The organism is Aureimonas altamirensis (assembly GCF_023702225.1).
In the GTDB taxonomy this organism is placed as follows: Bacteria; Pseudomonadota; Alphaproteobacteria; order Rhizobiales; family Rhizobiaceae; genus Aureimonas; species Aureimonas altamirensis_B.
The window spans coordinates 1-14,979 of sequence record NZ_JAMQCO010000022.1 but is presented as its reverse complement, the minus strand read 5'-3'; the positions used below and the strand labels follow the sequence as shown (position 1 = coordinate 14,979).

Annotated in this window: 1 protein-coding gene; it reads left to right on the top strand. The window is 64.3% G+C overall.

Annotated features, from left to right (window positions below; genetic code table 11):
- The coding region (locus NDN16_RS20500; protein ID WP_251115272.1) for an Ig-like domain-containing protein at nt 1-14,979 on the top strand (14,979 nt) is incomplete at both ends.

The window sequence follows — 14,979 nt, the reverse complement described above, 5'->3', positions numbered from 1 at the left end:
GCGGGCGCACCGCGTCTGACGATCGATGTGGGCGGACAGACGCGCTATGCCGAGTACCTGTCCGGCAGCGGCAATTCGGTGCTGCGCTTCCGCTACACGGTTGCGGCTGGCGACAACGACGTGAACGGCATCTCGGTGCCGGCCGGCAGCGTCGTGCTGAACAGCGGGACGATCCGCGACCTTGCGGGCACGGATGCGGTCCTGACGCATGCGGGCGCGGCGGATGATGCGACCTACAGGGTGGATACCACTGCGCCCACCATCGCCTCGGTGGCGATCGGCGGACAGACGGGCGCGCAGAACAACCTCCTGAACGCCGGGGACACGGTGACCGTTCTCGCGACCTTCAGCGAAGCGGTTTTCTTCGATACGACGAACGGTTCGCCGCTCCTGGCCATCAATGTCGGCGGTGTAACACGCTCGGCGACCTATGTCGCAGGCGCCGGCACGACAACGCTGCAGTTCCGCTACTCAATCGTCGCAGGCGATGCTGACGTCGACGGCATCTCCGTAGATGCAAATTCCCTGACTTTCGCTGGCGGCACGATGCGGGATCTCGCAGGAAACGCGGCCTCCCTCGCGCATTCCGCCGTTCCTGGCAACGCCGCGTATAAAGTCGACACTCAGGCCGCAACGATCACAAGTCTCGTGGTCGGGGGCGAAACCGGCGCAGAGAACGGAAGGCTCAATGCCGGTGATACGCTGACGCTCGAGGTCTCTTTCGACGAGGTGGTAACGGTCGATACGGCTGCCGGCTCACCCATTCTGCGCGTGAATGTCGGCGGCCAGCTAAGGGCCGCAACCTACGCTGGCGGTTCGGGTACCGATAAGCTGCAATTCGTCTATACGGTCGCGAGTGGCGACAACGATACCGATGGTGTCTCCGTCGACCCGAACGCGATAGCCTTGAACGGTGGAAAGATTCTGGATCTGGCAGGCAACGCCGTCCACCTTACACATGCTTCGCTTGCCGATCAGGCTGCGCACAAGGTAGACACCACGGCCGCCACGGTAACCCAGGCCGCCGTCCAGCCGTCCGACGACGCCATCAATGGTTGGCTCGGCGTTGGTGGCTCGATCACCGCCAGCCTGACATTCGATGAAACCGTCACGGTGGATACGACAGGCGGGCTCCCGTCGATCCGGCTGCTCGTCGGCGGCGTCGAGCGGGAAGCCGTCTACATCCAGGGCTCCGGCGGAAAGATCCTGACGTTCGGTTATGTCGTGCAGGCCGGTGACAACGATTCCGACGGCGTGACGGTGGTTGCGGACAGCCTGACGCTCGCGGGCGGCATCATCCGCGACCTGGCAGGCAATGCGGCGTCATTGGCGCATGGCGCTTCAGTGCCGTTGCCGGAAAACAGCGTCGATACCACGGTACCCGCGATCACCTCGGTCGTCATCGGCGGAGCCGAAGGTATCCGCGGCGACCTCTTGAACGAGTTCGACGTCGTCACCTTCAACGTTGCCTTCGACGAGATCGTCTATGTCAACGAGGCCGGTGGAACCCCGACGATTAGGATCGATGTCGGCGGCGTGCAGCGGCTGGCCACCTACACTGGGGGGTCCGGTACCTCGACCCTGCAGTTCAGCTACGAGATCGTCGCGGGCGACGACGATGCCGACGGCATCTCGATCGCAGCGGACGGACTGGAGTTGAACGGAGCGATCATCAGCGATCTGGTCGGAAATGCCGCGGCTCTCGAATACTCCGCCGTTGCGGACGATAGCGGCTACAAGGTCGATACGCGGGCTCCGACGATATCGTCGGTCGAGTTCCAGGGATCGAGCAGCGACATCGAAGGGTGGCTGCGGGCAGGGCATGTCGTCACCGTGGCCGTGACGTTTGACGAGGTCGTGCTGGTGGATACCGGAGCCGGCGTCCCGACATTGACAATCGATGTCGGCGGTGTAGCCCGCGAGGCTGTCTACCAGGATGGGTCCGGCGGCAACGTCCTCCTGTTCTCCTATACTATAGAAGAGTCGGATATCGATGCCGATGGCTTGTCGATAGGGGACAACGCGGTATCGCTGCAGGGCGGCGTCATCTCGGACGCTGGCGGTACGGAGGCTGATTTGTCTCATGCGCCCGTCAGCGACGACGCCAACTACAAGGTCGACACCCGGATTCCGTCTATCGTCAGCCTGGCGGTCGATTCGACCCTCGGCATGGAAGGCGGCCAGCTCAACGAAGGCGATGAGATCGTATTCTCGGTCACGTTCGACGAAGACGTCTTCGTCGCGGCAGGTGCGGATCTGCCCACATTGACCTTGAACGTCGGCGGCGTGGACGGTTCGGCCGTATATTCACATGGTTCCGGAAGCAACATCCTTTTCTTCCGGTATGTCGTGCAGGCTGGCGAGCTGGACGCGGATGGCGTCTCGGTTGGCGCCGATGCCCTGGTTCTCGCGGATTCGTCCATTCGAGACATTGCCGGCAACGATGCGTCGCTCGCCAATCTCCCCCTGGCCGACGACATCCTGTATCCGGTGGACGCCGTCGAGCCGTCCATAGTGGACGTGTCCATCATCGAAGCCTCGACGAACGTCGAGGGCTGGTATCGCGCCGGCGATGTCGTTTCGTTCCTGGTCAGCTTCAGCGAAGTCGTCAGCGTCGACCTGACGAATGGCGAGCCGGTTCTGCGCATACTGATCGGGGGCGTGGAGCGCGAGGCGACCTATGTCGAGGGATCAGGCACGGACAGCCTCTATTTCTCGTATGAGTTCGTCGCAGGCGACAATGATGCCGACGGTATCGCTATCGCCGCGGATGCCCTCGCGGCCGCTGGCGCACGCCTGACGGACAGCGCCGGAACCGACGCTTCGCTCTCCCATCCCGAAGTCCCGGATATGGTCACGGTAAAGGTCGATACGACGTCACCGGAGGTGCTCTCGATCGTACTGGACGCGGCCGACAGCGATATGCCGGGCTGGCTGCGCGAGGGTCAGACTGTAACCCTGGCGGTCCGCTTCTCGGAGGCCGTCGAGGTCGATACTGCGTCCGGCACGCCGCAACTCCGTATACGGGTCGGCGATCAGGATCGCATTGCCGCCTACATTGATGGATCCGGCTCGGACGAACTCAGGTTCAGCTATGTCGTCCAGGCTGGAGACAACGACGCGGACGGTATCTCCGTCCCCGCCGACAGTCTCGAACTCGGCTCGTCGGGCATACGCGACGTGGCCGGAAACGACGCGATATTGACTCATGGCGAGTTGGACTTCCCGGACGCGGGCGTCGATACGATCGCACCCGTTCTGTTGTCCGCATCCGTTACGGAATCTACCGGAGCGATCCTCGGTTGGTCGCGCGATGGGGACGTGATCACCGTCTCGGTCCTGTTCTCCGAAGCGGTCCTTATCGACGAGTCGGCTGGCCTGCCGACGCTGCGGATCACCTTGGGCGCGGAAGAAAGGGATGCAAACTATCTGTCGGGCACGGGCTCGCAGACCTTGCTGTTCACATACACGGTCACCGAAGGCGATTCCGCACCGAACGGCGTGGGCATCGTCGCGTCCAGCATCACCGGCCACATAACCGACCTTGCCGGCAATCCTGCGGGTCTCGATTTCGGCTCGGTTTCTCCGGATATCGCTTATCGCATCGATACGGTCATCCCCACAGTCGTGTCCGTGGCGGTCGAGCCGTCCGCATCCGGTAATGGCTGGTTGCACGAGGGAGACGAGATCAACCTTCTGGTGACGTTCGACGAGACGCTCCTGATCGATACTACATTCGGTAGCCCAACCCTTCGCATCAGACTTGGCGATACGGAGGGTCTCGCCGATTACGTAAGCGGCCCCGAAGGGACGAACGTCCTGATGTTCCGCTACGTCGTCGGTGCGGACGAACTGGACATCAACGGTATTTCCGTCGTGGCCGACGGGCTCGATCTGAACGGCGCGGTGGTGACGGACGAGGCGGGCAACGATGCATTGCTCGCCTATGCCGGGAGCGGCGACCTGGCGGACCAGAAGGTCGACTCCGTCCTTCCGACCATCGTTTCCCTCGTTCCGGTTTCGGAACCGGCCAGCGGCCTCCTCAAGGCGGGCGATAGCGTCGTCTTCGAGGCCACCTTCAGCGAGATCGTCTTTGTCGACACGACGGACGGAACACCCCGCCTAACGATCAGCGTCGGCGGAATAGAGCGGGCCGCCATCTACTCTTCAGGCTCCGGAACCGAGACTTTGCAGTTCACGTACATCGTGGAGGACGGCGATGCCGATGCCGACGGCATCTCCGTCGTTGCGGATAGTCTGGACGGTTTCGGCGGCACAATTCGCGATCTGTCCGGAAACGACGCGATCACCGCTCATCCGGGCCTTTCCGACGATGGGATGCTGGTCGTCGATACGGCCGCGCCCATCGTGACGTCCTTGCAACTTTCGCGCGCCGACGGCGCGGCGGAAACGATCCTGCGCGTCGGCGAGACGGTTCTGGTCACCATGTCATTTTCGGAGGCGGTGTTCGTCGAAGGGCAGCCCACCGTCGAAATCATGGTGGGCGGTAGCGCCCGCAGCGCCTCGATGATCGGCGGCAGCGGCACCGACACCCTGGTCTTCTCCTACACCGTGGCCAGTGGCGACGATGACGCCGACGGGATCTCGATCGGCCAGGATTCCCTCGTGCTGGGGCACGCAAGCATTCGCGACGCTGCCGGCAACGATGTCGTGCCGGACCATGGCCCCGTGGCCGATGTGGCAGCACTGCAGGTCGATACGACACACCCGGCAATCTCGCATATCGGCATTTCTGGGAGCGATCAGTCGGGTGCGGCGCTGGTCGCCGGCGATACCCTGTATGTCTCAGTATCGTTCACCGAAGCCGTGACCGTCGACCTTGTCGGCGACCAACCCTATGTCTCGATTCAGGTCGGCGGGGAAACCCGTCGGGCGCATTACGTATCCGGCTCCGGGACCGACGTCCTCGCGTTCTCCTATACGGTCGAGATCGCGGATATGGACGCAGATGGCGTATCAGTTCCGGCGAATGCCCTGGAAATGAACGGTAGCGTCATCCAGGACCTCGCAGGCAACGAAGCGATCGTTGCCAGCGATGCCACGCCTGACGATGCAAGCGCCATCGTCGACGCCGTCCAGCCGTTTGTCGTTTCGGCCACGGTTGCGGAAACGGATGCCGCAGACGGTCTGTGGTCGCATTCCGGCGACACCGTTTTCATCGACCTTGCTTTCAGCGAGGCCGTTCTCGTCGACGTTTCGGCGGGTACCCCGACGCTCCTCATACAGGTGGGTTCCGAAACGCGGCACGCCGTATACGCGGGTGGCTCAGGTTCCGCCATCCTTCAGTTCTCCTATCAGGTGCAACCGGGCGACGATGCGCCGGCGGGTATCGGTGTTCCCGCAGATGCACTGTCCCTCAACGGCGCGTCCATCTCGGACCTTGCCGGCAACGAGGCTTTGCTCGCCAACGCCCAAAGCGAGCCGGATCCCTCCTTCCGCATCGATGCCGTCGTTCCGTCGATCACCTCGATCGAGCTGGAGACCGTCGAGAAGCGCGGCGTCGATAGCTTGATCGAAAACGACAGCGTGTCGTTCGCCGTGCGGTTCACGGAGGCCGTTTCCGTCGAAACGGTCGGAGGGACGCCTGTTCTGCGCATCCTCGTCGGCGGTATGGAGCGCGAAGCCATCTATACCTCCGGGTCGGGAACCGATCTTCTGGTCTTTACCTACGTCGTCGGCGCCGATGACCGGGATCCGGATGGCCTGTCCGTCGCAGCGGGCGCGCTCGATCTCGCCGGAGGTATGATTCGAGACATTTCCGGCAATGACGCGCTGCTGGAGCACGGTTCGCTGGCAGACGACCCGAGCCTTACCGTCGATGGAACGTCTCCGGCGGTTGTGGATGTCGGTTTCGACATGGTCCGTACGGATCTCGTCAACGGTTTTGTCGGAGCGGACCGCCCCGTCTACGTGACGGTCGCCTTCAACGATATGGTCCTGGTCGACACGGGGTCCGGACAGCCCAGCCTGCGGCTGCTGGTGGGCGGCTTCGAGAGGCAAGCCGTCTACGTGGATGGATCCGGCAGTGCAGTGCTGACCTTCGCCTACGTCCCCGATGCCGGCGACACCGATGGCGACGGTATCGAGATCGTGCCCGACAGCCTCGCGCTGAACGGCGCCACTATAACGGACGCCGTCGGCAATGCGGCGTTGCTCGATCATGGTGGTCAGGACGGGGTTGTCGTCATTCGCGTCGATGCGGAAGCGCCGACGATCACCGATGTCGCGCTCGACAGTTTGCAGGGCGCGGTGAATGCTCTCGTCTCCGCTGGCGATACCGTCACCTTCGCACTCAACTTCTCCAAGGATGTCTATGTCGAGATGCAGGGCGGCGTCCCGGGTGTTCTCGTGGATGTCGGCGGAGTACAGAAGATTGCCCGCTACGTGCACGGATCCGGATCCGGCACCCTCTACTTCGCGTATGTCGTGCAGGACGGCGATCGCGACGAGGACGGCATAACGCTGATCGAGGACAGCCTGTTCCTCGACGGCAGCTCGATCATGGACCTCGCAGGAAATGCCGCCGGCATGCAGCACGGCGGGCTACAGGGAGATTCCGAGTACGGCGTGGATACCGACGCGCCCTACGTGCTGTCGCTCTCCGCCGTCCCGGCGCAAAGCCATGAATGGCTGACGCTGGGCCAGTCGGTAACCATCGCGGTCAAGTTCAGCAAGGTCGTTGAGGTCGATGCGGGGGCTGGAATTCCCGGTGTCCTGCTGGACATCGGCGGCGCGGAACGCATGGCCTACTACGTGAGCGGTTCGGGTAGCGACGAGCTCATCTTCTCTTATGAAGTACAGGCAGGAGATGCGGACGTCGATGGCGTCACCATCGTCGAGAACGGCATCCGCCTCACGGGTGGCGTCATCTCCGATCGGGCCGGCAATGCCGCCGACCTCACGTCCGCGGCAGTCGTCGACGATGCGTTCGTCAAGGTCGACGCGACAATTGCGCAGATACAATCGCTTGCGATCTCGGAGGTCGCGGCATCCGAAGCCGGCTGGTTGAAGCTGGGCGACAGTGTCTCCTTCTCCGTGACCTTCGATAAGGCCGTCGTCGTGGATACCGCGCTCGGCGAGCCGCATCTGCGGATCATGCTGGGGGGCCAGGAGCGCTTTGCCTCCTTCGCGGGAGGATCGGGTTCGGACGTCCTGACCTTCACCTATACGATCTCGGCGGGCGACGAGGCTTTCGGCGGCATCTCCGTTCCGGCCACGAGCCTGGAGCCGGGCACCGCCACGATCCGGGATCTTGCCGGCAACGAGGCCGTTCTGACCCATGCCGAGTTGCCGGCCGACCCCGCGATGGGCGTCGATGCGGTGGCGCCTTCCGCGGTCGAGGTTCTGATAGCGGCCGACGCCGGGGAGTACTCGAAGGTCGGCGACGCGATCGTCGTTACCGTAAGATTTACGCAGGACGTGATCGTGGACCTCGCGGGGGGCAGGCCCTTCATCGGCGTGCGCGTCGGTGAGGTCGACCGCCAGGCGGCTTATGCCGGTGGCGCCGGTACGGACACGCTGACATTCGTCTACATCGTCGCCGAAGAGGATCTTGACGAAGACGGCGTGTCGGTCGGCGAAAACCGGATCGATCTGTCCGGCGGCCGGATCCACGACCTTGCAGGCAACGACGCGGTGCTCGATCACGCGGCAGTGGCCGAAGTGGCCGCCGTCAAGGTCGATACCGTGGCGCCGACGATACAAGGCGTCACGGTTGCGGAAACGACAGGCCAATCCGGCGTTCCGCTGACTGTCGGCGATACGATCACATTCGCGATGACGTTCGACTCTCCCCTGGTGATCGATTTGTCGTCCGGCGTCCCGGAACTGCGCATCCTTCTGGGTGCTGCCGAACGCTTCGCGATCTTCTCGGGTCTCGATGGCGACCGGGTACTCAGGTTCACCTATTCGATCGTCGATGGCGACGAGGCGCCGGCGGGGATAACAGTACCGGCCGACAGTCTCTACCTCGGCGCGGCGATCGTAACCGACGCTGCGGGTAACGCGGCCTCCACCCTGCACCCGGCTATGGACGAAGCCTCCGAATACGAGGTCGACGCCGCCGCTCCGGCCGCGCCGCTGCTGACGCTGGCCGGCAATTTGGCCGGCGGCGCCACGCTGGCCGAGGCTTCCCAAGGCACCGGCCTGATTCAAGTCGCCGGCGAGGCAGGAGGAGAGATCACCGTCTCCTTCGCGAATGGCGCCAACAAGATAACGAAGATCCTGACCGGAAGCGGTGCCGCCCAGTCGATCGCATTGACGGAGCAGGAGGTCCTGGAACTTGGAAGCGGCACGATCTCCGTTTCCGCAAGCGAGCGCGACGCCGTCGGCAACCGCAGCGTAACGGCCACGACCCAGTTCACCCTGGACATGCAGGCGCCCACCGTCGGGCACGCCTCGATTGCAGGGGCAACCGGCATGGTCGGCTCCTATGCGAATACGGGCGACATCATCAATCTTACGCTGACCTTCAGCGAAGCCGTCCAGGTATCCGGTATACCGAACCTCCGGTTCCAGATCGGCGCCAACACGCGGCGGGCAAGCTACGTGTCGGGATCGGGCACGACGACGCTCACCTTCGCCTACAGGGTGCAGGACGGCGAAAACGACGCCGACGGCATTTCGATCGCGGCCGACGGCGTGGTTCTGAACGGCGGCCGGATCGACGACATTTCCGGTAACCCGGCCGTGCTGGCCCATGCTGCCGTCGCCGCGAACGCGGCCTACCTGGTCGATACGACCAAGCCGCTTCTGACTCAGACTTCGTTCGCCGGGCTTGCGCATATCCTGCCCACGACGCCGCTCGTCCTGACCTTCGACAAGGCCGTGGTGGCGGGAACCGGTGTTATCCGCCTGGATAACGGCAGCGGCGACGTCCGGACCATCAGCGTGACCGATTCAAGCCAGGTCACCATCTCCGGCCATACGGTCACGATCGCACCGGCCGGCGGCCTTCAGCCTTTCGGCACGTATCAGATCAGCTTCGGCAAGGGCGTTATCCTCGACACGATCGGCAACGCCTTCACGGGGATTGCGCCCGGTAACCAATCGGTTCCGGTTTGGTCACCTGCGGTGCAGCTCTCGGAAGTCGCTTCGGGCGACGGCGGTTTCGTCGCGTCCGGCTCGGCGACGGCCCATGCGGGTCAGTCGGTAGCGGGTCTGGGCGACATCAACGGCGACGGCCTTGCCGATACCGCCGTGGCAGTGCCCGGATCCGGTTCCGCGGGGCGGGTCCATATCGTCTTCGGTAGAAGCGGCAACACGCCGCTCCAATTGTCCGGCCTCGGTACGGCGGGTATCACGATAGAGGGCGATACCGCGGGCTGGCCACAGGGAGTGAGCGTGGCGGCAGCCGGGGATGTCAACGGCGATGGTCTGTCGGATATTCTGATAGGTGTTCCGAACGTGGGAGGTTCCGGAGCGGCCTATGTCGTCTTCGGGCGCAGCGCGGGCGCCTCCATTGCACTCAGTAGCCTCGGCACGGCCGGCCTGGCGATCACCGGCTTTGCAGCCGGTGAAGCCGCCGGCACGCGCGTCGCCGCCATCGGCGACGTCAACGGCGACGGTTTCTCCGACATCCTCGTCGGCGCTCCGGGCAGCGTATCCGGCGCGGGAAGCAGCTATGTGATCTTCGGCCGCAGCGCACCCGCATCGATCGACGTGACGGCCCTCGGCTCGAGCGGCTTCTCCCTGGTCGGCGAAAGCGCGCTCGACCATAGCGGAAGCGCCATCGCCGGCTTTGGCGACGTCAATGGCGACGGGCTGGCCGACATCCTCGTCGGTTCGGCCGCCGCCGGCGGCGGAAAGGGTCGCGTCTATGTCGTCTTCGGGCATACAGGTACCTTCGCAACCCAGAATCTGAGCGGCATCGCGGCCGGCAACGGTGGCTTCGTCATCCAGGGCGCGGGCACCGGGTCCGGTGCGGGAGCGTCCGTCTCGCTGGTCGGAGACGTCAATGGCGACGGCCTGGCGGACATCTTCGTGGCCACGCAGGGCGCTGCGAAGGGCTACCTCGTGTTCGGTCGGACGGGGACTGCTCCGGTCGACCTGGCAGCGCCGGGATCGCAGGCCTTCGCCATCATGCCGGAGGGGACATCGCTCTCGGCAGCAGTGGTGTCTTCCGCCGGCGACATCAATGGCGATGGTCTGGCCGATCTCGCCATCGTCGTCCCCGATGCCCTCGGCGGAAAGGGGCGCGCCTATATCGTCTTCGGGCGCACCGGCACGTCGCAAGTCGATCTTTCGGCTGTCGCAGCCGGCAGTGGCGGCATCGTCATCGACGGCGCCTCAAGCGGCGACGGAACAGGAATGACCGTTACCGCTGCGGGCGACGTGAACGGGGATGGGCTGGCCGACCTCGTGGTCGGCGTACCTTCCGCCGACCAGGGAGCCGGCAGAGCCTACGTGGTACTCGGCCGCACGGACAAAGCATTCAAGCTGACCGCCATCGACCGGATGGGCACCGCCGGCGCGGACGCCTTGTCGGACGGCCAGACCCCACACAACGTCATGGCCGGCGCCGGCAACGACACCATAACCCTGACGGCCCGCGGCAGCACCGCAAATGCCGGCTCGGGCAATGATACGATCGCCATAAACCAGGCGGTCCTGGACGGCCTGACGCACCTCTATGACGGTTCCGTCGAACGGACACATATCGAAGGCGGCGCTGGCATAGACACGCTGGCGTTCTCCGAACTTGCGATGGTGATGGATCTGTCCAAGATCGCCGGTACCGCGGGCAACGGGCGACTGGAAGGCATCGAACGGTTCGACCTTACGGGAACCGGCAACAACAGGTTGATCGTCTCCCCGGAAGACGTTGCGGTCATCGGCCGGTTCGACACTTTCCAGGTCAGCGGCCGACAGCAACTCATGGTGGCCGGCAACGTCGGCGATGTCCTGGAGCTAACGGGCCGCTCCGGCTGGGTCACCGGCGGTACGTTGAGCTATGGCGGACAGACCTACAATATCTGGAACGACATGGGCGGCGCCAGCGCCGTATACGTCCAGCAGGGCGTCGAGGTTACCGGGCGCCTTGCGATGCGCCTCGTCAGCACGAATCCGTCCGCGAACGGCGTACTTTCGGCCGCGCAGAATATCGTGCTCGAGTTCGATACGGACGTCAGCCGCGGTAGCGGCAATATCGTTCTGAGCGACGGCCTCGGCGACACGCGCGCCATCAGCATCGGCGACACCTCGCAGGTGACGATCAGCGGCAGGTTCCTGACGATCAACCCGACCGCCAATCTCGTCGCCGGGCGTCCCTATACGCTTTCGATGGCCTCCGATGTGGTCCTTGGGCCTGACAACAAGGTGTTCCTCGGCATCGCCGACGGCACGGTCCATTTCGACATCGTGAAAAGCCAGATCGAGCTTTCGGACGTCGCCGCCGGCAATGGCGGTTTTGCGATCAACGCCGCTGCCGCAGGTGACCAGATCGGCACGAGCGTTTCCCATGCAGGTGACGTCAACGCCGACGGTATCAGCGATTTCATCGTCAGTGCGCCGGCAAAGGGGGCATATCGCGGCCACACCTACGTCGTCTTCGGCCGTACCGGAACATGGGCCCTCGATACGTCGGCCATTGCCGGCGGAAGCGATACGAGTGCCTTCGCCATTATCGGAGAGGGCACGGGCGTTTATTCCGGATACAGCGTCGCCGCAGCCGGCGACGTGAACGGCGATGGCTTCGCGGATATCGTGCTGGGTTCCTACGGAAGCGCTACGGGACGGGCCTTCGTGGTGTTCGGTCGCTCGGCCGGCGGACCGGCCGTAACGCTCAGCGCACTCGGAACGTCCGGCTTCCAGATGACGGGTGAAGGCGGAAAGGCCGGCTTCGGCGTTTCGGGGATCGGCGACATCAACGGCGACGGGCTGGCCGATCTGGTCGTGGGCGCGCCGGAATACGGCACGAGCACAGGGCGGGCCTATATCGTCTACGGGCGGACGGGAACGTCCACGATCGACCTGTCCGCGATTGCAGCCGGATCGGGCGGTTTCGCCATTACCGGATCCGCCAGCGATTACCTGGGCAGCTCTGTTTCCGCGGCCGGCGATGTCAATGGCGATGGTCTGGCGGATATATTGATCGGGGCAAAGGGCACCGGGACGGCTACCGGGCGCACTTATCTGATCTACGGCCGTAGCGGCAGCGGCACCGGCTTCACGGCCGGTCTGGCCATGGGCACGAACGGTTTCGCGATCGTCGGCGATACGGCAAGCGGCCAGTCTGGTTACAGCGTCTCCTATGCGGGCGATGTCAATGGCGACGGCCTGGCCGACATGATCGTCGGCTCGCCGGCCGTCGGCAGCGGCAAGGCGTTCGTTATCTTCGGCCGTACAAACGCCGCTGCCGCGATCATGCTGTCCGCTCTGGGGGCAAGCGAAGGTTTTGCCATCAACGGCGAGTCGGCGGGCGACTTCGCGGGCTTGAGCGTTTCCTACGCCGGCGACGTAAACGGAGACGGACTCGCCGACCTCATAGTCGGCGCATATCAGAACGACGGATCGGGCAACAATGCCGGCCGCGCCTACCTCGTCTACGGTCGGACCGGAGGGACGGTCAACCTTTCGGCCATCGCGCAGGGCAGCGGCGGCTTCGCGATGTTCGGGGAAAGCGCTTCCAGCCAAACGGGTATCGGCGTCTCCTATGCAGGCGATGTCAACGGCGACGGATTCTCGGATCTGATCGTCGGCGCCAACGGCTATTCGTCGAATGCCGGCCGTGCCTATGTCGTCTTCGGCGGCTCTACCGGCCCGTTCTATCAGACCACCGTGGACGCTGTCGGAACCTCGGCAGCAGAGACTTTCCAGGACGGGGCGTCGGCCAAGACCATCTATGCGCTCGGTGGCGACGACACCATCACCCTGACTGCTGCCGGAAGCGTCGCCTATGGTGGCGTCGGAAACGATGTTATTTCCGTCAACGCAGCGATGATCGCCTCCTTGCAGTCCGCCTATGGGCAGGGAGGCAATGTCGACCAGTCCGCGCATATCGCCGGCGGAGTCGGCGTCGACACGCTGAAGCTTTCGGGTGCGGGGCTGACGCTCGACCTGACGCAGGTGGGCAACGCTGCCGCCGGCAATCCGTCCGGCGGCAGCCGGCTGGAGAGCATCGAGAAGATCGACATCACCGGCACGGGCGACAATGTGCTGAAGCTGACGGCGGCGGATATCGCCGACATGTCGGGCATCAACCTGTTCGAGACGACCGGGCGCTACCAGCTGATGGTGGACGGCAATGCCGGAGACAAGGTGCAGCTGACCGACGGGCGCTGGGCGCGGCAGGCGGCCAGCTTCACCAGTGGCGGCAACAGCTACAACGTCTTTTACAATGTCGCTAAGGCGACGACGCTCTACGTCAGGCAGGGCGTCGTGGTGGACTACCCCGGCATCGAAGCGACGGAGATCGTCAACGGCTATGGCGGCTTCGTCATCAACGGTGAGTCTGCCGGCAACTATACCGGTTTCGGCATTTCTTCCGCTGGTGACTTCAACGGCGATGGCTTGAACGATCTGATCGTCTCCGCCTACAGAAGCGACGCCGGGGCCCAAAGTGCCGGGCGTGCCTATATCGTCTATGGGCGAACGGGAACGACGTCCGTGAACCTCTCAGCCGTGGCTGCTGGCAATGGCGGCTTCGCGGTGTCCGGCGAAGCCGGGACAAGCTACCTTGGATATTCCGTCTCGGCCGCCGGCGACGTAAACGGCGACGGCCTGGCCGACATCGTCCTCGGCGCTTATGGGTATAACGGCTTCACCGGCCGCGCCTATGTGATATTCGGCAGGACGGACGGGGCCTCTCCCGCACTTTCGGCGATCGTGGCGGGATCGGGCGGCTTCGTCGTCATCAGTGAGGCGGCGGGCAGTTACTTCGGCCGGTCCGTCGCCGGTGCGGGCGATGTCAACGGCGACGGCCTTGCGGACGTGATCATCGGCGCCAATGCCTACAATTCCAGCACCGGCCGCGCTTACGTCATCTTCGGAAAGACGAGCGGCGGCGCCGTCAATGCCAGCGCCATCGCGAATGGCTCCGGCGGGTTCGCCCTGCAGGGCGACACGACGGGTGTCGCTCTGGGCGGCGCGGTCAGCGGTGCCGGCGACGTCAATGGGGACGGGCTTGCCGATGTCGTGATCGGTGCTGGTGGCTACAGCTCCAATACGGGCCGCAGCTATGTCGTCTTCGGTAAGACCGGCGGCAGCATCGTGACCATCAGCGCCTTGGGAACCGGAGGCTTCTCCGTCACCGGCGAGACGGCGACCGGAAATCTCGGCTACGACGTCTCCTATGCCGGCGACGTCAACGGGGACGGGCTCGCGGACATCGTCGTCGGAGCTCCCAACGTCGGATCGAACGCCGGCCGCGCCTATGTAATCTTCGGCCGCTCGGCAGGAAACCTGGACATCAACGTCTCGTCCGCTTCGCTCGGCACGAACGGCTTTGCCATCGTTGCGGAAGGTACGGGCGACCTGACCGCCAGCAACGTCTCCTATGCTGGCGACGTCAACGGCGACGGACTCGCCGATATTCTTGTCGGCGGCCGGCGAAACGACACCAACGGGGTCGATGCGGGCCGCGCCTACCTTGTGTATGGGCGCACTGCCACGACTTCCGTTATCCTTTCCGATGTTGCGAAGGGTATCGGCGGTTTCGCGATCAGTGGCGAGTGCGCGGGCGACGAACTCGGTTTGGATGCTACCGCAGCCGGCGACATCAACGGCGACGGGCTGGCGGACATTCTCGTCGGAGCCCAGTATAACGACGCAAACGGAGCGGATTCGGGCCGCGCCTATGTGATCTTCGGGCGTACGGACGGGACGAGCTCGAGCGTCGTCGTCGACGTCATGGGCACGGCATCCGCCGAAGCGCTCAGCGATGGCGGTACGGGCAAGTATGTGCTCGCCGGCGCAGGCGACGACACGCTGACGCTGACGGCGGCAAGCGTGATGGACGGC